24 protein-coding genes are annotated in these 22,045 nt (G+C 35.4%); 10 read left to right on the top strand and 14 right to left on the bottom strand.

Annotated elements, in window-relative coordinates:
- Positions 1–4 precede the first annotated feature (4 nt).
- From FCN74_RS01490 to FCN74_RS01460, 7 genes are all read left to right on the top strand, one after another.
- Positions 5–412, top strand: coding sequence for an acyl-CoA thioesterase (locus FCN74_RS01490; RefSeq protein ID WP_138930821.1), 408 nt, complete (start codon positions 5–7; stop codon positions 410–412).
- Positions 409–1,353, top strand: coding sequence for a 2-hydroxyacid dehydrogenase (locus FCN74_RS01485; RefSeq protein WP_138930820.1), 945 nt, complete (start codon positions 409–411; stop codon positions 1,351–1,353). The genes FCN74_RS01490 and FCN74_RS01485 overlap by 4 nt, the downstream gene beginning before the upstream one ends.
- A gap of 110 nt (positions 1,354–1,463) precedes the next feature.
- Positions 1,464–2,066, top strand: a complete 603-nt coding sequence (locus FCN74_RS01480) for a SatD family protein (protein WP_138930819.1) — start codon at positions 1,464–1,466, stop codon at positions 2,064–2,066.
- Positions 2,060–2,773: a DUF3307 domain-containing protein gene (locus tag FCN74_RS01475; protein WP_138930818.1), complete on the top strand. Its 714-nt coding sequence runs from the start codon at positions 2,060–2,062 to the stop codon at positions 2,771–2,773. Before FCN74_RS01480 ends, FCN74_RS01475 begins: the two co-directional genes overlap by 7 nt.
- Complete coding sequence (locus tag FCN74_RS01470; protein ID WP_138930817.1) at positions 2,774–3,412, top strand: DUF4097 family beta strand repeat-containing protein; 639 nt, start codon at positions 2,774–2,776, stop codon at positions 3,410–3,412.
- 33 nt (positions 3,413–3,445) lie between these two features.
- Positions 3,446–4,057, top strand: a complete 612-nt coding sequence (locus FCN74_RS01465; protein ID WP_138930816.1) for a lipoprotein signal peptidase — start codon at positions 3,446–3,448, stop codon at positions 4,055–4,057.
- A gap of 2 nt (positions 4,058–4,059) precedes the next feature.
- On the top strand, positions 4,060–5,907 hold the full coding sequence (locus tag FCN74_RS01460) for an ABC-F family ATP-binding cassette domain-containing protein (RefSeq protein ID WP_138930815.1): 1,848 nt from the start codon (positions 4,060–4,062) through the stop codon (positions 5,905–5,907).
- A gap of 438 nt (positions 5,908–6,345) precedes the next feature.
- Here FCN74_RS01460 and FCN74_RS12250 read toward each other — a convergent pair whose 3' ends face one another.
- The 13 genes from FCN74_RS12250 to FCN74_RS01400 all read right to left on the bottom strand — a co-directional run bounded on the left by FCN74_RS12250 (position 6,346) and on the right by FCN74_RS01400 (position 19,318).
- Complete coding sequence (locus FCN74_RS12250) at positions 6,346–6,474, bottom strand: hypothetical protein (RefSeq protein WP_262710011.1); 129 nt, start codon at positions 6,472–6,474, stop codon at positions 6,346–6,348.
- Positions 6,453–6,671 carry an IS3 family transposase gene (locus FCN74_RS12005; protein ID WP_171047084.1) on the bottom strand — a complete coding sequence of 73 codons (219 nt, stop codon included), beginning with the start codon at positions 6,669–6,671 and terminating at the stop codon, positions 6,453–6,455. The genes FCN74_RS12250 and FCN74_RS12005 overlap by 22 nt, the downstream gene beginning before the upstream one ends.
- A 160-nt stretch (positions 6,672–6,831) precedes the next feature.
- Positions 6,832–6,999, bottom strand: a complete 168-nt coding sequence (locus FCN74_RS12000) for a hypothetical protein (RefSeq protein WP_171047083.1) — start codon at positions 6,997–6,999, stop codon at positions 6,832–6,834.
- A gap of 776 nt (positions 7,000–7,775) precedes the next feature.
- Positions 7,776–8,969 (bottom strand): porin, encoded by a 1,194-nt coding sequence (locus tag FCN74_RS01445; protein WP_138930812.1) that lies wholly within the window; start codon positions 8,967–8,969, stop codon positions 7,776–7,778.
- A 12-nt stretch (positions 8,970–8,981) separates the two neighbouring features.
- Positions 8,982–10,001 carry a type II asparaginase gene (locus FCN74_RS01440; protein ID WP_246062529.1) on the bottom strand — a complete coding sequence of 340 codons (1,020 nt, stop codon included), beginning with the start codon at positions 9,999–10,001 and terminating at the stop codon, positions 8,982–8,984.
- Positions 10,002–10,061: 60 nt separating this feature from the next.
- Entirely contained in the window at positions 10,062–11,555 is a 1,494-nt protein-coding gene (locus FCN74_RS01435; RefSeq protein ID WP_138930810.1) for an aspartate ammonia-lyase, read from the bottom strand.
- 9 nt (positions 11,556–11,564) lie between these two features.
- On the bottom strand, positions 11,565–12,893 hold the full coding sequence (locus FCN74_RS01430) for an anaerobic C4-dicarboxylate transporter family protein (protein WP_138930809.1): 1,329 nt from the start codon (positions 12,891–12,893) through the stop codon (positions 11,565–11,567).
- Between the two features lie 229 nt (positions 12,894–13,122).
- Positions 13,123–13,710, bottom strand: coding sequence for an outer membrane beta-barrel protein (locus tag FCN74_RS01425; protein WP_138930808.1), 588 nt, complete (start codon positions 13,708–13,710; stop codon positions 13,123–13,125).
- A gap of 17 nt (positions 13,711–13,727) precedes the next feature.
- Positions 13,728–14,363 (bottom strand): DUF4136 domain-containing protein, encoded by a 636-nt coding sequence (locus FCN74_RS01420; RefSeq protein WP_138930807.1) that lies wholly within the window; start codon positions 14,361–14,363, stop codon positions 13,728–13,730.
- A 513-nt stretch (positions 14,364–14,876) separates the two neighbouring features.
- Entirely contained in the window at positions 14,877–16,865 is a 1,989-nt protein-coding gene (locus FCN74_RS01415; RefSeq protein ID WP_138930806.1) for a hypothetical protein, read from the bottom strand.
- Between the two features lie 11 nt (positions 16,866–16,876).
- Positions 16,877–17,491, bottom strand: coding sequence for an outer membrane beta-barrel protein (locus FCN74_RS01410; RefSeq protein ID WP_138930805.1), 615 nt, complete (start codon positions 17,489–17,491; stop codon positions 16,877–16,879).
- A gap of 136 nt (positions 17,492–17,627) precedes the next feature.
- Complete coding sequence (locus FCN74_RS01405; RefSeq protein WP_138930804.1) at positions 17,628–18,323, bottom strand: hypothetical protein; 696 nt, start codon at positions 18,321–18,323, stop codon at positions 17,628–17,630.
- A 395-nt stretch (positions 18,324–18,718) separates the two neighbouring features.
- The gene (locus FCN74_RS01400) at positions 18,719–19,318 is read right to left on the bottom strand and encodes a DUF4251 domain-containing protein (protein ID WP_138930803.1); all 600 of its coding nucleotides are present in this window, start codon (positions 19,316–19,318) and stop codon (positions 18,719–18,721) included.
- Positions 19,319–19,543: 225 nt separating this feature from the next.
- Here FCN74_RS01400 and FCN74_RS01395 point away from each other — a divergent pair, with 225 nt between their 5' ends.
- Complete coding sequence (locus FCN74_RS01395) at positions 19,544–20,548, top strand: TauD/TfdA dioxygenase family protein (protein ID WP_138930802.1); 1,005 nt, start codon at positions 19,544–19,546, stop codon at positions 20,546–20,548.
- Positions 20,549–20,595: 47 nt separating this feature from the next.
- Positions 20,596–20,739 (top strand): hypothetical protein, encoded by a 144-nt coding sequence (locus FCN74_RS11995; protein WP_171047082.1) that lies wholly within the window; start codon positions 20,596–20,598, stop codon positions 20,737–20,739.
- A 244-nt stretch (positions 20,740–20,983) separates the two neighbouring features.
- On the opposite strand, the gene FCN74_RS11990 is transcribed toward FCN74_RS11995, so the two are convergent.
- Positions 20,984–21,139 (bottom strand): hypothetical protein, encoded by a 156-nt coding sequence (locus tag FCN74_RS11990; protein ID WP_171047081.1) that lies wholly within the window; start codon positions 21,137–21,139, stop codon positions 20,984–20,986.
- A gap of 118 nt (positions 21,140–21,257) precedes the next feature.
- Between FCN74_RS11990 and FCN74_RS01390 the strand changes: the two genes are divergently transcribed.
- Positions 21,258–22,043, top strand: coding sequence for an O-methyltransferase (locus tag FCN74_RS01390; protein ID WP_138930801.1), 786 nt, complete (start codon positions 21,258–21,260; stop codon positions 22,041–22,043).
- Positions 22,044–22,045: the final 2 nt, after the last annotated feature.

Raw genomic sequence — 22,045 nt, 5'->3', positions numbered from 1 at the left:
TACCATGCGAAAAGCCATTCCATTTGAAAAAAAGTTTAAAGTCGAAAATGACGTGATAGACCATTTTAATCATGTCAATAATATAGCTTATGTTCAATGGGTTTTAGGGATTTCAAAAGACCACTGGATTAGCTTTAGTTCAGAAAAGATCAGAAATCAATTTGGTTGGATGATTATGAAACACAACTTAAATTACATAAGGCAAGCTATACTCAATGATGAATTAAATATTAAAACTTGGATACACGATTTTTCTACAGCCACTTCAACCAGGAAAACCACCATTTCAGAGGTCAATACCCAAAAGGTAATTTTTGAATCGCAGGCAAGATGGTGTTTTGTGAATTTAAAAACCCAAAAGCCGACACGATTAACTTCAGACATTTTAAACCCCTTTTTTGAAAGCTTATGAAAATTCTTCATCTCGACCAAAACCACCCTTTACTTATAGAGCAACTTGAAGCTCTAGGGATGACCAATGTAGAAGATTATTCTTCTTCAAAATTAGAAATTGAACAGTGTATTGAAAATTACGAGGGTATTGTTATACGCAGTCGATTTCCTGTGGATAAATCGTTTTTACAAAAGGCCAAAAACTTAAAATTTATCGGTCGAGTTGGGGCTGGATTAGAAAACATTGATGTCGAATTTGCAAAACAACATGGCATTAAATTATTTAATGCCCCAGAAGGCAATCGCGATGCCGTTGCCGAACACGCTTTAGGACTTTTATTAGCATTGACCAATCGCTTGTTCATCGCTCATCAAGAGGTGAGCAATGGGGTCTGGAAACGTGAAGAGAATCGCGGCGAAGAAATTATGGATAAAACTATTGGCATTTTAGGCTATGGCTATATGGGAAAAGCTTTTGCAAAACGCCTACAGGGTTTTGGTTGTAAGGTGATTTGTTATGACATTAAAGCCAACTTGGGAGACAAATACGCCAAGCAAGTCGATTTAGAAACGTTTTTCAAAAAAACCCAAATTCTCAGTGTGCACCTTCCTTTGACAGAAAAAACCCATCAAATGATCAATGCTAATTTCCTCTCTAATTTTAAGCAACCGATTTGGTTAATCAATACCGCTCGTGGTCAGGTTGTTAACACTGAGGATCTGGTCAAAGCTTTACAGAGAAAAAAAGTGAAAGGCGCCGGTTTAGATGTTTTAGAATACGAAAAAACCTCTTTTGAATATTTATTTACGAACCCATCTCAAATGCCCGATGCTTTTAAGACTTTAATCCAACTCGACAATGTGCTTTTATCGCCACATATTGCTGGGTGGACTATCGAAAGTAAGGCAAAACTAGCACAGACCATTGTAGATAAAATCAAAAGAGATGTTTTAGATTAAAAAAATATAATATCGTCTTTAAAACCGATAATTTGAATTATCGGCTTAAAAGCAGATATATTTGTATATCGTTTGTAAAACCGATATATTTGTAAAAACTTTAAATAAAGATGATAGCTGTATTAACAGGAGATGTTGTAAATTCTAAAATCGAAAATGCAGAAGTATGGCTTCAAACTCTTAAATCTACATTAGAATTATACGGAAAAACACCGAGAGATTGGGAAGTTTTTAGAGGTGATAGTTTTCAATTAGTGGTTTCAAAAGAAAAGGCAATATTAGCCTCAATACATATTAAATCTGCGATTAAACAATTTGAAGATTTAGATGTGCGAATCGGAATAGGTTTAGGAAAACAAAATTATAAATCAAATCAAATTACCGAATCTAATGGTCCAGCATTTGTAAGATCTGGAGAAAGTTTTGATACTTTAAAAAAACAACAAATGATTTTAAAATCGGACAACAAAACGTTTGACGACACCATAAATCTAATGCTATGTCTATCTTTACTTACAGCAGACCGTTGGAGCCCAACAGTGGCCAAAATCATTAAACTTTCTATTGAAAACCCAAATCTCAAACAAAAGGACCGCGCTGACAAGCTCAATAAATCTCAAAGCAGTATCAGCGAAGCTTTAAAACGAGGTGGATTTGATGAAATGATGATGATGAATAATTATTATAAAAATCGGGTTGCTGAACTATGTTAGTCTTTACTTTAAAATTATTGATCGCTCACATTATCGGTGATTTTGTCTTACAACCAAAGTCGTGGGTTAAAGAAAAGAAACGCAAAAAATATAAGTCTAAATATTTATACATTCATATTTTAGTGCATATCATAGCACTATTGCTGCTTTTGGAACTAGAGTTTAAGTTTTGGCCTCATATCTTGATGATTATATTGAGCCATTTTATTATTGATTTAGCAAAGGTTCAATTTCAGAACTCTAAAAATTCAAGATATCTATTTTTTATTGATCAAGCATTACACCTATCAGTGATAGGTCTTGTGATATATCTCAATTTTCCGCTTTCTATAGGTTTTGATAAACTACTTTCTGAGAAATTTTTATTGACGTTTATAGCTGTTTTGATGTTGACATCAGTCTCTTCAATTGTGATGAAAACATTAATGAGTAAATGGAAATTTAATGAAACTCAGCCTGAAAGTGCTTTAAAACATGCAGGGGCTTATATTGGTATTTTAGAACGATTATTTATCTTTTTGTTTATCGTATTAGGACACTGGAGTGCTATTGGTTTTTTAATCACCGCAAAATCTGTATTTAGGTTTGGAGATTTATCTAGAGCTAAAGACAGAAAACTCACAGAATATATATTAATTGGAACATTATTGAGTTTTCTCATAGCCATTGGTATTGGTTTAGGTTACAAATATTTAATTGCGCTCTAGATGTCTTTAACGAAGCACAGACATACCTTTTTGTTTTTACTCTTAATTGTTTCCTATCAGCGGGCTCATGCACAATTCAAAACCGCTTTTGAAATCCAAAATGAGGACATCAAGACGGTATGGTTTCAGGCCGACCAAGTTTCTACAATTCAGGTTAAAACGCATAACGCGTCTCAATTTATATTTTCCTCTTCTTCTGAAAGCACTTATAAAAATGACTTGTATTTTGACTATCACATCAAAAATGATAGTTTGATCATTAAAAGTATTTTTCCCGAGGCTTTAGAGTTTGGCGATAACAAAATGACCTCGATGCAAGAGTTTTCGGTTAGTGTAAACTTTGTTCTTCCTCATCAGTCGAAGTTGATCATAGATTCTGATATCATTTCTGTAATTGCTAAGGGTCAATTTGAAAACTTTCAACTCAACACAAAATCTGGTAACTGCAGGCTTAATCAGTTTTTAGGCAATGCAGATGTCAACACTTACAGCGGCAATATCACAATTTATACAAGATATGCCAGCGTGAATGCTTTTTCTCGAAATGGCAAATCACAAATCGATAGATTTTATACCAAATCATACCAAATGAACTTAAAGAGTGTAAACGGCGATATCATCGTTAGGCAAATGGAATAAAAACCCTATTTTTGCCCTCAAATCTTTTTATAGATGAACTTAAAAAAATCAACCTGGATCATTGTAGTCATCTTAATTATTGACCAGATTTCAAAAATTTATATCAAAACAAATTTTAAGCTTCATGAAAGTGTTGAAGTGTTTTCATGGTTTCAAATACTTTTTATAGAAAATGAAGGTATGGCTTGGGGTGCAAAAATCCCAGGTGATTATGGTAAAATTATTCTCACCGTATTTCGACTCTTTGCCATTGTAGGTATCGGCTGGTGGCTATGGGACTCGACACGCAAAAAAGCACCTAAAATTTTATTAATAGCCATCAGCTTAATATTTGCCGGCGCTATGGGTAATATCATCGACTCTGTCATTTACGGTGTTATTTTTAATGATAGTTTAGGCCAAGTGGCAACTGCTTTTCCTGATGCTGGAGGTTATGCGCCTTTGCTCAAAGGTAAGGTAGTTGATATGTTGTATTTTCCTATATACAATGATATTCTACCCGAGTGGATTCCGATTTGGGGCGGCGAACGCTTTGTGTTTTTTGAACCTGTTTTCAACATTGCTGATACCGCTATTAGCACTGGTTTTGGTATTTTGTTAGTGTTCCATAAAAAAGCATTTCCTAAGAAAGATAAGACCTCTTAATTATGAACCTGGTCTCTGTTGAACAAATCGCCAAATCTTATGGCACGCTACACCTGTTTGAAGATTTATCCTTTGGTATCAATCACGGTCAAAAAATTGGACTGGTAGCGCAGAATGGCAGTGGAAAAACGAGTCTTTTAAAAATTTTAGCCCAAAAAGATATGCCCGACCAAGGCGAAATCAATTTTAGAAATGATATAAAAATTGGTTTTTTATCCCAAGACCCTGATCTCAACCCCAACTTAAATGTTGAGGAAAGCATTTTAGCTTCAGACAATGAAATGCTTAAAGTCATTAATCAATACGAAAAAGCACTTGAAAACCCAGACGATCAAGAAGCCTATCAAAAAGCTTTCGAAGATATGGATGCGCTCCAAGCTTGGGATTTTGAAAGCCAATACCAACAAGTCTTATCTAAACTCAAATTACAAAACTTACAAAAACCTGTAAAAAGTCTTTCCGGTGGACAAAAAAAACGACTGGCTTTAGCGATTTTGTTATTAGATTCGCCTGACTTACTCATTTTAGACGAACCCACAAACCATTTAGATCTCGATATGATTGAGTGGCTTGAAGGCTACTTTACTCAAGCAAACATGAGTTTTTTCATGGTGACGCACGATCGGTATTTTTTAGAACGGGTCTGTAACCAAATTATGGAGCTCGACCAAGGCGAACTTTTTACATACAAAGGCAATTATAGTTACTATTTAGAAAAACGAGAAGAACGTCTTCAGCAACAAGAAACTGCAACAGAAAAAGCCAAACAGTTGTTTAAAAAAGAATTGGGCTGGATGCGCCGTCAACCCAAAGCCCGAACCACCAAATCAAAATCGCGAATTTACGATTTTGAAGACATTAAAAAACGGGCACAACAACGCCGTAAAGACCATGATATTGAACTGGAAATCAATATGGAACGCCTTGGCACCAAAATAGTTGAGTTTCACAATGTCTCTAAATCTTTTGATAACAAGACTTTATTTGAAAATTTTGATTATAACTTTAAGCGTGGTGAACGCGTAGGAATTATTGGTAAAAACGGCAGTGGAAAATCTACATTTCTCAACATTTTGACCGAAAACCTAAAGCCCGATACAGGTAAAGTCGTCTTAGGAGAAACCTTAAAATTTGGCTACTACCGTCAAGGAGGCTTGGCGGTTAAACCGGGTAAAAAACTCATAGAAGTGATTAAAGATTTTGGCGAATACATCCCGTTGGCTAAAGGCCGAAAAATATCAGCTTCACAATTGCTGGAACGCTTTTTATTTGACCGTAAAAAACAATACGACTATGTTGAAAAATTGAGTGGTGGTGAATTGAAGCGCTTGTATTTGTGCACGGTCTTAATTCAAAACCCTAATTTTTTAATTCTCGACGAACCGACTAATGATCTGGATGTCGTTACCATCAATGTGCTTGAAAATTTTTTGATGGATTTTCCAGGATGTCTGATTGTCGTTTCTCACGACCGTTATTTTATGGACAAAATTGTTGACCATCTGTTTGTGTTTGAAGGTGGCAACATCAAGGATTTCCCAGGTAATTATTCAGATTATAGAACTTATGCAGATAACAAACCCTCAGAAAAAAAAGACCCTAAGTCAGAGACAAAAGCGGTTAGACAAACTACTGCCCCTGAAGAAAAAAAACTGAGTTATTTAGAGCAAAAAGAGCTCAAACAATTAGAAACCCAAATCAAAAATTTAGAACGGGACAAAGAAACACTACAACAAGCCTTTCTCAAAGATTTATCTGCAGAAGAAATTAAGGAAAATAGCATTAAGCTTCAGGAAATAGAAGAAAAAATTGATGCCAAAACCAAACGTTGGTTTGATTTGTCATCTTAACTAGAGTAGGTTACAAGTTTTCTCATTACCTAAGAATATAAGCCTAATTTACCTTTCATCATTAATAGAAACTAGCGACCCGCTATAACGAATTATAATACCCTCCTTTCTTTAGATCACTTTTAGTTGTTTCTTAGTTGAATTTTAATTTTGAGCTACATTTTTATATTTTACTATACGCTTTTTGTTTATACCCTGAAGGTATATATTATGATATCTTTCCATCCATTTTTTTATTCCTCTGAACAGGGTTATACCGTCTTCTGCTGGGTTTATAGGTATATGTGTTGATATTTGATTGTTCTACAGAATCTTTCTATGTAGATATTGTCTAAAGCTCTTCCTTTGCCATCCTTACTGATCTTTATGTTCTCTTTTTTAAGCAAATCTACATACTGCAAACAAGTAAATTGGCTACCCTGATCTGAGTTAAGTATTTCAGGCTTTCCGTTTGTCTTGATAGCCTGTTTGACAACTTCTAAAACTTGCCTGAGCATCTAATGTGTTAGAAAGGCCCCAAGCCATTATAGCACGACTGTAAACGTCTATAATTGCTGTGAGATACATGAATCCTTTTTCCATAGGGATGTAGGTATTTTTTTTCCTAAAACAGTTAGATTACTGCGAGGATAAATAGGGCGTATGTTTGCTTTACGCATTAATCGTCTTACACGTTCATAACTTGCTTTTATACCATTATCAGATAGCATACTTTGCATAGTCAGAACACCAGCTGTTGGTTCTTCAAGGATATGCTTGTCCATGATCTGCATAATCACAAGGTTCTCCAGCTTCTCTCCAATAGGTTTGTAGTAGAGACTACTTCTGGAGATATTCATAAGTTCACATTGTTGTCTAACGCTTAATGACTTATCGTAGTTACTTAAAATCGGTTCTTTTTTCATCCCAGTAGATCCAATCTTTTCAAGTTTTTTTTAAATAATCCCGCTCTACTTCAAGCTTACCGATTTTAGCATAAAGTTTGTCTAAATCAACTTGCTCTTCTTTGGGTTTAGGTGATTTTTTGCCAAAAACATCCTTTGATTTTTCTAAAAACTCTTGCTTCCATTGACTAATTTGGTTCGGGTGCAATTCAAAACGCTCTGCTAGTTACGATAAACTATAACGCTCTTTTAAAGCCTCTAAGGCGACTTTTGTTTTAAATTCTGAGGTGAACCTGCCCGCCGGGACAGGCGGGATTTCTTCGTGATTTTCGCATTGTTTCCATTGTTTAAAGTTAATAATTTTTTCAACTTAAACAATGGTCCGAATTTGTAGAGGTATTATAGAAGTTGGTAAAACTTCATTTATAGAAAAGTTTGCCTGAAACCAGGTCAAGAAACTAAATAAGAAATTAAACCTGACAGAACAACAGCTAACACAGGTAAGTGATTTGGTGGTCTCTCAGTTAAAAAACTGAAAAGTTTCAAAATTTGATAAGATGCTTTTGACCGTTGATTTCTTATATTATTTTTGCTCGCTGTGCTATAGGAAGGCTTTCTATTTTTTGGACGGTACGTACTCTAGGTTTTTTGAAATGGGGTCGCGATAACTTTCTGTTAAGTTCCGATTACAACTGATTTTACTTTTACATTTGAATGTACTACATTGTATTAAAATGTTATAAGTGTAGTAGCCACAAGGCTAATAAACAAGCGGTTTTTGAATTATTTAGGAACTTGAGGTAAATTACTTATAATGTGAATGAAAGATTTATGTTTTCGCTTAATGTTACCCCACTTTCAATAAAGAAAAAACCTTTAGCTATATTTTTAAACAAAATGTTGTGGATTTTTTGCTCTAAATTAATAAATTATCAAATAGTATATATAACGTTTACCGGAGGGATGTCAAAATACTTTTGAAACTTATAATATTTTTAATGGTGATATAAAGCCTAAGATGATTCTCCCAGTGTCTTTGTTTTCTAAATTAATAGCATTTTGGGCATAACTACTATAGCGGAACGATCTTCCAACGTAGCCGATAAAAAACTTAAGATTCATATCTTCCCATGGATAATATTCAATGCTGGGGATATAACCGTAACTATCTCTTATCTGGTTGGTTCTTTTGTTTGGATCCTCATCACCAAGCCATTGAGCATTATCAAAGAAGCCTGTAAAAGCCAAATGCCATTTTGGTGAAAATTCCCAGTCTACCTGCATCCAGTGACTCATGTACTGTGTATCTCTAAGGACAAACCCAAATTCATCCCTAGGAATAAGTGAACTGATGATTCCAGTACGATCCAAATCTTCCCTACTGAATTTAAAATCATAAGCAATTTTAAAATTATTTAGGCTGAATTGTTGACCAAGTACAAAATAATTTTTAAAGATTCCAGAAGCTTCGTTAGTAAGAGAATAGCTCCACAGAGTATTAAGCTTCCCGTTAAATAAAGAACCGCGCCAGGTGACCACACCACCTAATGGCGCTTTAGAGGCTTCAATCCCCGTACTTCCAACAATCAAATTATTACCATAAAGCTGGTCATAATTTTGGGTTCTGGCATTATAAACCTGAAAACCAAAATAGCTGTTTTTATTTAAAAAATATTTGATACCAGCACCTGATAGAAAGTTGTCCGCTTGCTCTATAATATCTGAATATTCGTAAACATCAATTGGATTAAGGTCAAATTCAATACCTCCCCAGTCTACACTAAATTTACCAACGATTGCTTCCCATTTTTCTTCTTTATCAATTTTAAAGGAGATGTAAGCCATATCCACTCCTTTTATGATTTTATCTTTCGACTGAGGTTCAAAGGAACTAGTATATCTGTGTCTGAATCTGAAATATATTTTTGGGGTTAAGTAACCCCTCAACTCTGCTCGGAACTGTTCGAATCGGAAACGGGAATCGATATATTCTCCATCCGCAAAATCATTCCTTAGGTTATAGTTGGTATTGGCAATCAGATCAATATCTGATAATCTGCTCTGCTTGCCAACAGGGATGATGCTCTTGTAATAGACTGTGTCTGCCTGCTTGAGCTGTCCGTGAGATGTGAAAAATACAAACAAGCCTAAAAAAAGCAATAATTTATTAATTTTCATGACAGACGACTTTTAATAATTATAGAATATTTCCTGAATATCTTTAGCATTCTTCGTTTCATGCAAGCAGAGCATTAAAAGTACTCTAGACTTGGCTGTGTTAAGGTCGTCAGAAGCGATAGTGCCAATCTCATCATCATTAACTTCTGCATTTCTAATAACATACCCTGATGGTAGACGTGTACTTCGCACTACAACAATCCCTTGATTAACAGCTTTTTTACAAGCTTCTAGCATGGCAGTGTTCATATTGCCATTACCAACGCCTGCTATTACAATACCTTTAACTCCTGCCTTTATGGAAAGATCAATTAGGTCTGCTGAGCTATCTGCAGCGGCATATATTATATCCACTCTAGGAAGTGAACTAATATCATCTACTGAAAAAATACTTTCTGTGCTGTGAACACCAAATGGTTTGCGATAAAATTCTATTTGACCATATATAACGGACCCTAATAATCCTCTAAATGGTGATACAAAAGCCTGAACAGCGTTTGTGTTTGTTTTAGTGACAGCCCTTGCAGCATGGATTTGGTCGTTCAAGACTACCATTGTACCTCTTCCTTTGGAGTCTGGATGGGCTGCAACTGCGACCGCATTATATAGATTAAGGGGACCTTCGGCACTAACAGCGGTAGAAGGTCTCATAGACCCTGTTGTTACAACGGGTTTATCACTTTTTACTATTAAGTTTAAAAAGAAGGCTGTTTCCTCGAGAGTGTCCGTACCATGTGTAATAACAATACCATCTACGTCCTCTGAAGCTAAAAGCTCATTGATACGATTGGCTATTTTTAACCAAATTTTTATACTCATATCTTGGGAACCAACATTGGATATTTGCTTACCTGTTAAATTGGCTAGTTTTTCAATTCCAGGGACAGAATTGATCATTGTTTCAATACCAACCTGCCCACTGGTGTAACCTGCCTGAGCTCCAGTTTCTCCAACACCTGCAATGGTTCCACCAGTTGCTAAGATTACAACATTGGAAAGATCATTTTTCTGAGCTACCATATGTAGCGACACAATGAGAGTAAGCAGATAAATAAAGCTTTTTAAAGTTTTCATAGATTTAGTATTATTGATTTAATTTTTGATGTATTTTGTTTTGTCTAGACCAGTCATGTTAACAGGAGCTAAAAGCTCTTTAATCTGCTCATCGGTAAGCAGTTCTTTTTCTCTAACTAGCTCTAGAATACCCTTTCCAGTTGCCAGAGCTTCTTTAGCGAGTTCATCTCCAACTTTATGGCCTAATACTGGATTAAGTGCAGTTACTATACCAACCGTTGACTCTAAGTTTTTTTTATGGACATTGTCATTAACTGTAATACCTTCGATACAAAAACGTCTGAAGGAAGTAATCGTGTTGATAAGTATACTTTGAGATTCGAAGATTGATAAGGCTATAACTGGCTCATAAGCGTTGAGTTGTAAATCTCCATCAGAGGCTCCTATCGAAACAGTAACATCATTTCCAATTACTTTGTAACTGACAAGGGCCATCAACTCGGGCATTACTGGATTTACTTTTCCAGGCATAATCGAGGATCCAGGTTGTCTCGGAGGTAGGTTAATTTCAAATAATCCTGTTCTTGGTCCAGAGGATAACAGAATGATATCGTTGGAAATTTTGGACATTGTGGTGGCCAGTGATTTAAGAGCTGAAGAATAGACCACAAAGCCGTGCATACTTGAAGTAGCGGCAAAAAGATCATCACTATTTTTAAGATTGAACCCAGTTATAGTTTTTAAATGTTTAATGACATAGTCGTGGTAACCCTCAGGTGTATTAATACCTGTTCCAATGGCTGTAGCGCCCATATTAAGTTCTTTAACTGCATCAGAGGCTCTGATCAAGTTTTTTCGTTCCATATCAATCATGGTTGCATAGGAATGAAATTCTTGACCAACTGTCATGGGTACAGCATCCTGCATTTCGGTTCGTCCCATTTTAACTACTTCTAAATACTTATTACCTAGTGTCCTGAAAGACTGGGCTATGGAGTCTAATTGTAGAATCAATTGATCGTTATGTAGAAGAACAGCTAGTTTAATTGCTGTAGGATAAGTGTCATTGGTAGACTGGGACATATTAACATCATCAGTTGAAGATAACTTTTCATAATCTCCCTTTTCAAACCCAGCTTTCTCCAAGGCAATATTCATAATCACTTCATTGGCATTCATATTGCTTGAAGTTCCGGCACCACCCTGGTAGATATCAACGGGGAATTGATTTAGAAAATTACCATTTATCAATTCTTGACAGGCAGGTATGATCATGTCCAAGGTTTCCCTTGGCATTTTACCAGCTTGATGGTTGGCTTTAGCAGCAGCCAGTTTGACCATACCCCAGGCTTTTATGAACTGAGGATAATTATTGATTTTCTGTCCTGATATATTAAAATTTTCAAGCGCCCTTGCCGTTTGAATGCCGTAATAGGCTTCGTTTGAAATTCTCATATCCCCTAAAAGATCGGTTTCCGTTCGGTATGTTTGTGACCTAGTGGTATTGCAAAAAATTAGAAAAGCTATCAGGATTACAGTTGTGATTGAGGATTCTATTATATGAATTTTCATAATTATCGTTTATATTAATGTGGTTAAAATTAGTGCTATTAAAACTGCTGAAATAGTAGTGACTAAACCTGGCAGCATAAAACTATGGTTCACTAAATATTTACCAATTTTGGTAGTACCAGTTTGGTCAAAATTAACTCCAGCAATAAGGGTTCCATATGTGGGAAGGAAAAAATATCCATTAACAGCTGGGTACAAAGCAATTAAAAGTGGTGTGGGTATTTCTAAAGCAATTCCTACAGGTACCAAGGTTATAACAGTAGCAGCTTGACTGAAAAGTAAAATAGATAACATAAACAAGCCAATTCCAAAAACCCATTCGTATCCTGCTATTAGAGTGGAAATGCCTTCTACTATAGCAGTTCTGTTGCCTTCAAAGAACGATGACCCTAGCCAAGAGATACCTAAGATGGAAATGAGAGCAATAATACCGCTAGACATGATGTTGCCAGATACGCATTTCTTTGGGTTTGCTTCGAAAAAAAGCATGATAAAGGCTGCAGCAGCAAGCATAATTACCATAATAGCCTTTCCCATTGATATTTGACCTTGTACGGTCTCCCCATTTAGGACCCAGGAATACGTTGGTCTTAAACTCGGAACTAAGCCCAACAGAACCACAATTGCAATAGCAACAAAGAAGACTAAAGTTGATCCCACCGCATTTTTTTTATTTTCTAGCTCAAAAGAGTTAGATTGTTGAGATACTGCAATGATTCTCTTGCTAATTTTTTCGGCATAGATGGGATCTTTATCGAGCTCTTTTCCTTTTTTTAAAACTGAGATACAGCCAATGATAATTGCGATAAAAGTAGAAGGAACAATAATGACTAATATATCAATTAGTGTCGCCCCTGAAAATGAAAAAAGCCCTACCATGGCAACTGTTGCGGCCGATATAGGTGAAGCTATAAGTCCGTGTTGAGCTGCAATAACACTCATGGCAATTGGACGCTCTGGTCGGATATCAGAATTTCTGGATATTTCGGCTATGACTGGTAATAGAGCATAGATTACATGCTGGGTACCAGATGCAAAAATGAGCACATAAGTAACAACAGGAGCAATAAATGTAATAGATTGTGGCTTACGTTTCATTATTTTTTCAGCAATACCCACCAGAAAATCTATGCCATTCGAGGCTTCCATTGCGGATAGGGCCGTGATTACAGCCAAGATCATGCCTAAAACAATAATCGGGGGACTACCTTCGGGAAGCCCCAAAATAAAAACAAAAATCAGTAAACCTAAACCAGAGATTGCTCCCATACCAATACCACCAATCCTAGATCCTAGAACAATACATGCTAAAAAAATAAGGAGTTGTAATTCTAACATTTTACTAAAATAAGGAAAAATTTGATTTTTTGGTTTTCACAGTTTTTTTTGGGTTTTCTTTAATTTAATACTTTATACTATTAATATTAATTATGTAATTATGATTTGTCTCATTTGCTTTAGGTTAGTATTGTCTTAGAATTTTATTCGTATATTCAATCTTTTCTCCCAAGAAAAAAAGGACTAATTAAGAAGTTAAAAACCGCAAATTAAAATCAGAAACAGTTTTCTAATTAGTCCAAACCAATCCTATATTAAAAGCGAAATAGGGCAAACTAGGCAATTCATCTCCAGAGGCTACATAATTATATTTAAATGAAGCTCGAAGACCTAAATTGTAAACCAACTCATAATCTATTCCTATTTCAGGACGCACACTGAAAGGCCATCCAGTTTTTTCAAAAGTTAGTATTCCGATATCTTCGTTTAGTTCATTGTAAACAAAGCCTAAGCCAATTGAAGCATAGGGACTAAATTGATTGTCAGGATTAAAAAAATAACTCCCTGTGAGCAATATTGGGTAGCTATTTAAGTAATTATAGCGAAATCCAGATAAAGTTTCTGTTCCTGAAGTTTCAGTAACAAACCCCAATTCATCACTAAATATTTGCCAACCTGTGCTAAAACCAATCGCAAACTCATCACTTAGAAAATGGTGATAATCGAAATTCACTCCCCGCCAACTGGTCGATTCAAATAAATCTGAAGTGTTGCCTGAAGGAAATGCCAAGTTGTAAGTTACAGAAAATTTATTTTGAGCAGAAACAGATACTGCAAAACACAATAGCAAGGAAACTGTTATTACGGTCTTTCTCATAAGAATATTTTATAAAATTAATCAAAAGGGGGTTGAGAAAAAACTTGGTCTAGGTTTCTCTCTATTCTACCTATAGTATTATTGTTACTGCCTTGAAGTAAACCATTTAAAGCACCCACCCATACAACAGGCACATCATCATTTTCTACACCATTAGGGTCAGCCATTTGAATAAACACGGTACCTGTTTTAAATCCGGAAACATAACCAGGAAAATAACCAGGATACCACCACCCCCAACATGAATAATACCAACACCAATAATCAGGATTATAGAAATACAGGAACTCTGTTTCAAATGCAGACGGCAGTATAATCAAATCAGGATTGGCATCTTCACTGACTTCTGTCCATCCCTCCGCATTGAGGTTTTCTCTGATACGCTCCAAAATGGTATTACCAAATACATCATCTATAAACTCAGGTGGATCTTCGGGATCACGGTTATCGTCAATCGCGAGAACACCTGCTGGTAAAGAATAGGTATAACTATCACTAAAACTAAAATCGGGTGAATAATTGGAATAAGCAATATCGTATTCCTCAACATATTCTGGTTCGTCAGGATAACAACCCATTAAAGTTATAAGAAAGGCCATCGAGATTATGCCTATTAGTCTTATAGGAGTATTAGACGTATTAAAATGTTTCATAATACTACTATTTTTAAATGATTTGCTATGTTCAAAAATAATTAATTTTTTAATATTTAGATAGCTTTTTGTGTAAAATTACCGATAAGCGCTTTCAACGATAAGAGATTTATATGGCATATTTTTTCTATTATGATTTTTACCTTTATTGTAACTTTTTGTTGTATTTATTCTTTATGTTCTTCTATTCACAATATTGGTGAGCCTCTTGCATCAAAGTTTAGAACTACTTCTAATGTTTTATTTTTGCGTGTATGACATTGCTTGGGTTTGTGCTCCTTGGCTATTCATCTGGTTGATAGTCTATTTCTATTTGTAGGCCTTTGATGACTCTCTAAGCGGACTCTACGATAATAATCCTGAGTTCCATTAACAGAATTGCAAGACAAAGTCGCTTTAAATTATTATTTTTTTCCAGGTGTTACGGGCTCATAATGTTCTTTTTTACAAGAAAGTATGTAAGACAAATGGCTATTATATAATAGCATATTTCCACGATGTACTTTTTAAAGTCTATCTTCTTCTAGGCATCATTCTTCCTCCTTGGTTAAACGATCTCGCGGATGGGCTGGCTATTGGTCTGTTAGTTGGTCTAGAACTTGATCGGTAATTTGGGGTATGTCGATTTGTATAAGGTCGCGTAGTAGGCCTGTTGTAAGAAGGGCGATTGGTGGGTCGAGTGGTTGGCTTAGTATTTGGACGCGTATTTGGTCTGATATTAGAACGTCCACCAGATCTATTGTCTCTATACCTTGAAGGTAATGTAGATGATCTATTATAATGACTTACACCATTTCTTCCTCTGTACATGGGATAAGCTCTTCTTTGATGATACCTGCGGTTGTAATATGCGGGCCGGTAGTACGGTGGTCCCCAGTGGTTATAGCCAGCACCCCAATAACTATATCCATACCAGCCGTAAGGAGAGCCGAACCTAAAACCAACACTCCAGCCATACCAGGGATTATACCTTACAGAAAAACCCCAAGTGTAGTGATGGTGATAATAATAGCTATTGTACCACGGATTATAGTAATATCCAGTGCCATAAACAACATTAAACCCATTGTAATAGCTGCCATGGTAACCTGGGGTATACCCAACATAAACTACCGTGGGAGACGCTTCATATATATAAACATATTTTGTGTTATATTTTGGGTTGGATGCCGGAATATCTTCTATATCATCAGGTCGTTCATCAGAAACAATCCAGGGGCCATTAGGTGTGTTGGATTTAAACCAAATTGCATTATCGCAAAGATAATAAATCTTGTTGTCAAGAAATACAGCACTTTCAGTATTAACCGCATATTTCAACTTTAGATTTTCTATGCTTTTGAACTCAGGCGTACCATTATATACAACTTTATTTGCCTTTGTATCTCTATCTACAGATGCTGTTTGGGGCAATTGAGCATCATAGACGGCATTCTTAGCTTCTTCAGTACCAAAAACATTGGCCAAGACGTCTGCTTTTTTACTCTCACTATCTATATTTCGAAAATCTTCAGGCAGATCTTGTGATTTGATAAAAGTCCAGTCGCCTTTTAAATCTTTGGTCGTGTACCAACGACCAGAAATCAGGAGAAAATAACTCTGCCCCTTAATATTCATAAAAATGTCACTTTCTGTATTGGCTACATACAACAGGTTTGTATTTTGAATAGGAGTATATTTTGGATCACCATCAAATACGATTAATTCTGATGGCTCAGTGACTATTTTTATTTTGGGTTGTTTACCCTCATATTCATCTTCTTCGCTTTTTGTGTCTTCTACTGTTTCATCTTCCGGTTGCGCTTTTTTGGCTATTTTTTTCACCTTTTCAGGTATTTTTTCGGCCGATTCGTAGGGCCCGGTTACATTTTTTGAGTTATACCAGAATTCGCCTCCACGTAAATAATATGTATTTGATTTGGAATCTTCAAGTATAAATGACCCAGAGTTTTGAACTAAAGCATAACCCTCTTCAATATCTTTTAACTTAGGTTCACCGTCAATAGAAATGAGTACAGTGGGTTCTTTTTCAAAATAGATATGTGGAGGTGTATTTTTATATTTATCTTCCGTTACACTGACCTCCTCTAAGCTGGCAATCAAATCATCTAGCGGGAATTGTATATCCCATTGGGGGACTTCAGCATTGATGAGGGCTTCGAGTTTATTTTTCTGCTCATCTGTAACCTCATCAGCAAACCGCACCTCTTCTACTTCTACAGAAACTAGAGAAGCTTCTCTAGTTGTTCTGTCTACATCTAATAAGGTATCTACCCATAGCATTCCAAACACAGGATCTTCATTTTCTTTTTTGTAGGCAAACGCCAGATTAGACTTTAAATGGTTGTTGACATAGCTTGAATTTTCAGGCTGGTAAATTGTAATTGTTCCGGCTTTAGTATCAATATCTTTTGGCCATATACTTTTTTCTTCTTCCTGAGCAGAAACTACAAGAGCCAAAAGCAATACCAAAGCATTAATAATAGATTTTAAGTCACTCATATGTTTATTTATTAATTCATTTTATAAATAAGACCAATGGAGCTTTCCCAGTGCACTGTCGGGACATAAAATGATGCCGTAGTGCCACAGCTTCCACCCGCAGAGCCAATACCACAGAAAAACCCAGCTCCACCAAATTCTAGGGGTAAAATAAGATTGGATTGAAGTCTTAACCCAAAATTGTCATTAAAAAAATACTTAAATCCTCCTCCAAAGGTCATGGAGAAAGCTAAAATATCATTTTTATTATCTCGTCTAAAGTATCGTGATGCACCCAATGAGCCTAGAGCAAAAGGCTGAAATTCTTCAGTGCTGAATACTCTCTGAAAGCCAATTTGGTAATGCTCTATACCAGCGTCGTATCGGAATTGTGTTGCTGTGGGAAAGAAAAACTCTCTTACTTCATTATTTGAACGTTTGTAGCTTAGCTCAAAACCCATATAGTCACTTAACATCACTGTCACCAAACCTCCATATGAAATATCATCACTGATATTGAAATCGCTGTTGAAGGTGTCTACATTTCCATTTATCGTGAATCCAAAAATAGGTGTGAATTCAATACTGGTTTGTGAATGGACGCTGTAAAAAAATCCTATCAGTATAATTAAGGCGTACTTTTTCATAAATGCAGAATTGGGGTGTCAGATCTCTTATTTTTTAAATCCAATTGATATTTTATTATTAGTCTAAAAAGTTACTTTATATTATCATTTTTTACCCTACACCAAATTCAGCTCATCGGTTTAATATTACTATACATTATTTATTCTTTTCTAAACTCATCATAATTTTCTCTACATATTTTCCTGCGGCTTTATGAGCGTTTTTAGGATCGTTCAATTCTGTGGTAACGACTGCAACCAGTTGATCATTTTTTTCTTCATCTAAGTTGTAGGCTACAGTTTCTAAAACATAATCTGTGACGACGTAAGTAGAGCTAGAAGTTGGGATATAACCTCCAAAGGAATTATAGTAAGGACCGTAAGCATAGGGATATGCATAGTAGTCGAAAAATGTACCGTAATAGCCGGGATAGAAGTTATTGTATGAAGCGCCTACAAATATCCCGCTAGAAGACGTTTGTATAGATTGTGATTTGTCTTTGATTACGGTAAGTACAATAGCATCAAAACCTTCGTAACCTAACAGCTCTTTTATAAAGGCGACGCGTTCTTCTGTAATTTCCTTTTTAGGGTAGATTTTAGGCGCTTTAGAAAAACTTGGGGTTGCTTTTATGCCACGTGACTTTAATTCTTGTGTAATTGCGCTTTCAAACTCTATTCTGGCTTGGTTGTTTGAAGTTCGGGCTATAACCAAAACGTTGCTTTCCTTAAATTTATTAACGATATTGTCTTCAGCTTTCCATGCGCTAAGCACTTTGGTGCCGGAACAGCCTTGCAAAACAAATACTAATACGCCTATTATGGCTATCAATTTTCTACTTAGAGACTTCATTTGATTGTTTAATTTGAAAAAAGCTAAAGTAATGTTTTTCTATATTTACACTTACAAATTTGAGCTCTTTTTTCTAAGATTTATTAAGGATTATAGGTTAAATCATCCAAATTCTGTAATGATTTATCATCAGATATAGAAGAATAGTTTAAGGGTAAAGACAAATTATTGAAGCGATTATTTCCAGTTCTGAAATGAATGTCTAAAACTTTATTTAACCTATAACGATACTCCAATAGTTGACTAACACTTTTTTTAAAAGTATTAACCTAGACATATTCGATGTCTGCCGTATGCCCATAATTTCTTAAATTAAAAACTTGCTGAATTTAGAGTTACGAAATAGGATTTTAATTATTTATCAATGCTTCAATAAAAATTCGCTATGTCTTGCTTTATTTCTTATCGTTTTCTGTGTTTAAATGTCCATCATATCTCATAAACGTGCGATACACTGGCATAATTTTGACAGATACGTTCTCGTTTGGAAAAATATCAATTATAATTTTATATTTATCATTATCAGAACCATCTTGTTTAGTGCTAAATTTTAATGTTAGTTTATCTTTTTTTGAGTCTATTTGCTTTAACAATTCGTCAACTGGCTCATCAATCTTTATGCTAAGGTCTCTACCGCCATAATCACCAGCACTTAACCGCTGTTCACCAAAAAAAGGTAAATAAGCTTTAACCGAATCATTTTGAATTTCTAAATAGTTACCATCGCCAGACAGGTCTATTCTATTAGCAGTGTTTCCTGCATTATTTCTCAAAAGAGTGTTCGCAACCTGTGAGTATGATGAGGTATTAAATGGATAAGCTGTGTTTACATCAACGTAGTACGATTTCAATGCATACAAAGAATCTAAAATTGCCTTATTCTTAATTTTGGTTTTGCTTTTATCAATTTTATGGGCTTTACAGCTATAAAAAAGTCCTACGGCAATGGCAATACAAATCAACATTTGTAATTTACATGTAATATTTTTTTTCATATCAAATTGATGAATTTATTAACCAACTATATGTTATATAACATTATTTTTTATCTCGTACTCCTAAAAACATTAACTTAAAAGTAAAACTTATAATTGTAAATATCAAACGAATTAACAGAGTTGCGGAGATTTAAATATTTTATTTTAAGATTTATAAATTCTTTACTAAAAATTTATCTGTAACCAAATTTTTAATTATTTTATATTAAAATCAACTCAGAAATGTCACTTATACCAAAAATCAACCTGAAGAATAAAGCCTTAATCGAAAAAAGCGGTGGTAAAATCACAGCCCTTACTCCGCTAGGCGCCAGAGTAGAAGGAATTGATTTATCGGCCAAGCAACCGCCATCTGATGAAGTTATCAGTGCACTTGAAATGGAAATGGCCAATCGCGGTTTTCTCGTTTTTAAGAATGAAAAGCAAATCAGCGAAGATGATTTTTTACGGGCAAGCTGTTGGTGGGGCGGAAAAGAATTGCTAAGCACACATGGTGTACATCCTGAAACACCTAATGCAAACCGACATATCTTTCGTTTATCAAACGATCCTGCGCACGGTATTACTGGTGTAGGGCCACAATGGCATAATGATGGAAGTTTTGTCTCAAAGACGTTTTCTCATTCCGGGTATCATATCATTCGCCCAGCAGAGAATGGAGGAGGAACTGAATTTGCCCATCAGGGTGCTGCTTATGATGCCCTTCCTTATGATATACAATCCTATTGGAACAGACTTTCCTCGGTAAACTCTAATTCCGGAGTGGTACATCCTTTAGTGCATAAACACCTTATATCCGGGCGAAAATCCATTTGGTTGCATTTGGGGATGACCGGTGCGGTTATTGAAAAGCTACCAGACCAAGACAGCTTTAGACTGCTGGACAACGAAGAGTTAAAAAAATTGTGCCATACCTATAACGATATTCTTAACCAAGGCATGGATAATGGATATGCCATGACGTTTGAATACCAGGATAATGATTGCGTGTTTATCGATAATATGGCTGTTGCCCATCGGGCTTCCAAAGCGGCCCATATGCCAAGAGATAAACAAGGCTTGCGTATTTTACACCGCAGTACAGTAAAAGGAATGAAAAATTTTGCACCACATTTTGATTTACCACAGTCCTTTGGTTTAGATCGACCCCATAAGTTTGGCAGTGGTGTATGGATTAGAGGAGGTATTGGATTCCGTTGGGATACCGGTATTCCTATGCAAAATTGATATCCAATTTTTTTGTAATTTTAGCCTTGAACCTAAAATTTATTTTGATGAAAAGATTACATAACTTAATTTTTGTCATCTTATTATTTGGAGTTATTTTTTCGTGCCATCAACCCAAAGAGAAGGAAATGGATGATTTCTTAACAGCAAAAATAGAAACTATCAACAAATCAGATTCCAGTATTGGGTAGACTTTAAGAGATCAAAATTATGCAATGCATTTTGCTGCTTTATCCAAAATAGATTTTACAAACTATGACGACTTAATTTCAAAAATTGAAATTGACTAATCAGTTGAAGTTAAAGGGGTAATTTATCAATTCAATCGATCAAAAAACTTTTACAAACTTTTTAATAGCTCACACCCTGATTTTTCTTCATCGATTATAGTCGTAAAGGAGATCAATTTTAGCGAATGATTGAAATGTCATACATTTAAGCTTCCTTATTTTTGTTTTTAGCATCTTTTTTACCTGCGGAGTTGATAAAGTAGATCACAAAACCTACAAGGCCTGCGATGACAAGCCCAAAAATTAAGGTCATCATAATGGCGCCATTGGTCCAATCTACAAAAGGGATAAGATATTGCATAAGGTTTGGTTTTATAAAGAATATCAAATTTATGATGTAGCGTAAAACTTTAAAATGACAAGCGTCAGTTTTAAGCCAATATCATTTTTTATAGTAATTTCGCTTTAAACTCATCAATATGCTGTGGTTTAGGATAAAAACCTTCTTTCAATTTTTGCTCAAATCTACCAATGAGCACGGCGTTCATTCACCTTTTGTCTATGCTTTTGTCACCCGTTGTTTATACAGTCGAACTTCTCAGGATGCTTTAAAATTGCTGCGCAGTTTAAGAAAACCTGCGCTACAATCTCAGCAAAGTCTTCAAATGCTGGACAGAGGAGAAGGCTCACAGCATTTTAAAACAAGTCGCAGACCAGTAAGTAAAATTGCAAAAAATGCCGGTATGGGTTGGCACCAATCTAAATTAATGCAAAAAATTGTAGATTATTTTAATATTAACCTTAGTCTAGAACTTGGGACTTCAGTGGGCTTAGGAAGCTTAGCTTTGGCTGCTAATCAGCCAAACAACAAAGTAGAAACTGTAGATGCCTGTCCCAATACCTCAAATTTTGCTAAACACTATTTTGAAAACCATAATTTGAAGCATATCCAAGTTCACACCACCGAATTCCAGTCCTTTTTAAGCCAACTACCAAAAGATAAAACCTATGATTTAGTTTATCTTGATGGGCATCATCAAAAGAATGCAACATTACAATATTTCTCAACGTTAAAGAATCATATTCACGACAATAGCCTCATCATTTTAGATGACATCTATTGGTCTAAAGGCATGCAGGAGGCTTGGCAAACAATCTGTCGAGATGACAAAGTTAAAGTGAGTATAGATTTGTATTTTTGGGGAATAGTATTTTTTAAGCCTGAATTGAGCAAGCAAGATTTTAAGATTCGCTGCTTATTTTAAAT

Source organism: Mesohalobacter halotolerans (assembly GCF_006120725.1).
GTDB lineage: Bacteria > Bacteroidota > Bacteroidia > Flavobacteriales > Flavobacteriaceae > Psychroflexus > Psychroflexus halotolerans.
The sequence above is the reverse complement of the archived record's forward strand: the minus strand, read 5'-3'. Positions and strand labels throughout refer to the sequence as shown.

What these genes read in the sequence shown, in the direction of transcription:
- FCN74_RS01490 (WP_138930821.1), top strand. Translation starts at nt 5, where the DNA reads ATGCGAAAAGCCATTCCATTTGAAAAAAAGTTTAAAGTCGAAAATGAC.
- FCN74_RS01485 (WP_138930820.1), top strand. Translation starts at nt 409, where the DNA reads ATGAAAATTCTTCATCTCGACCAAAACCACCCTTTACTTATAGAGCAA.
- FCN74_RS01480 (WP_138930819.1), top strand. Translation starts at nt 1,464, where the DNA reads ATGATAGCTGTATTAACAGGAGATGTTGTAAATTCTAAAATCGAAAAT.
- FCN74_RS01475 (WP_138930818.1), top strand. Translation starts at nt 2,060, where the DNA reads ATGTTAGTCTTTACTTTAAAATTATTGATCGCTCACATTATCGGTGAT.
- FCN74_RS01470 (WP_138930817.1), top strand. Translation starts at nt 2,774, where the DNA reads ATGTCTTTAACGAAGCACAGACATACCTTTTTGTTTTTACTCTTAATT.
- FCN74_RS01465 (WP_138930816.1), top strand. Translation starts at nt 3,446, where the DNA reads ATGAACTTAAAAAAATCAACCTGGATCATTGTAGTCATCTTAATTATT.
- FCN74_RS01460 (WP_138930815.1), top strand. Translation starts at nt 4,060, where the DNA reads ATGAACCTGGTCTCTGTTGAACAAATCGCCAAATCTTATGGCACGCTA.
- FCN74_RS12250 (WP_262710011.1), bottom strand. Translation starts at nt 6,474, where the DNA reads ATGTATCTCACAGCAATTATAGACGTTTACAGTCGTGCTATAATGGCT.
- FCN74_RS12005 (WP_171047084.1), bottom strand. Translation starts at nt 6,671, where the DNA reads ATGGACAAGCATATCCTTGAAGAACCAACAGCTGGTGTTCTGACTATG.
- FCN74_RS01445 (WP_138930812.1), bottom strand. Translation starts at nt 8,969, where the DNA reads ATGAAAATTAATAAATTATTGCTTTTTTTAGGCTTGTTTGTATTTTTC.
- FCN74_RS01435 (WP_138930810.1), bottom strand. Translation starts at nt 11,555, where the DNA reads ATGAAAATTCATATAATAGAATCCTCAATCACAACTGTAATCCTGATA.
- FCN74_RS01430 (WP_138930809.1), bottom strand. Translation starts at nt 12,893, where the DNA reads ATGTTAGAATTACAACTCCTTATTTTTTTAGCATGTATTGTTCTAGGA.
- FCN74_RS01425 (WP_138930808.1), bottom strand. Translation starts at nt 13,710, where the DNA reads ATGAGAAAGACCGTAATAACAGTTTCCTTGCTATTGTGTTTTGCAGTA.
- FCN74_RS01420 (WP_138930807.1), bottom strand. Translation starts at nt 14,363, where the DNA reads ATGAAACATTTTAATACGTCTAATACTCCTATAAGACTAATAGGCATA.
- FCN74_RS01415 (WP_138930806.1), bottom strand. Translation starts at nt 16,865, where the DNA reads ATGAGTGACTTAAAATCTATTATTAATGCTTTGGTATTGCTTTTGGCT.
- FCN74_RS01410 (WP_138930805.1), bottom strand. Translation starts at nt 17,491, where the DNA reads ATGAAAAAGTACGCCTTAATTATACTGATAGGATTTTTTTACAGCGTC.
- FCN74_RS01405 (WP_138930804.1), bottom strand. Translation starts at nt 18,323, where the DNA reads ATGAAGTCTCTAAGTAGAAAATTGATAGCCATAATAGGCGTATTAGTA.
- FCN74_RS01400 (WP_138930803.1), bottom strand. Translation starts at nt 19,318, where the DNA reads ATGAAAAAAAATATTACATGTAAATTACAAATGTTGATTTGTATTGCC.
- FCN74_RS01395 (WP_138930802.1), top strand. Translation starts at nt 19,544, where the DNA reads ATGTCACTTATACCAAAAATCAACCTGAAGAATAAAGCCTTAATCGAA.
- FCN74_RS11995 (WP_171047082.1), top strand. Translation starts at nt 20,596, where the DNA reads ATGAAAAGATTACATAACTTAATTTTTGTCATCTTATTATTTGGAGTT.
- FCN74_RS11990 (WP_171047081.1), bottom strand. Translation starts at nt 21,139, where the DNA reads ATGCAATATCTTATCCCTTTTGTAGATTGGACCAATGGCGCCATTATG.
- FCN74_RS01390 (WP_138930801.1), top strand. Translation starts at nt 21,258, where the DNA reads ATGCTGTGGTTTAGGATAAAAACCTTCTTTCAATTTTTGCTCAAATCT.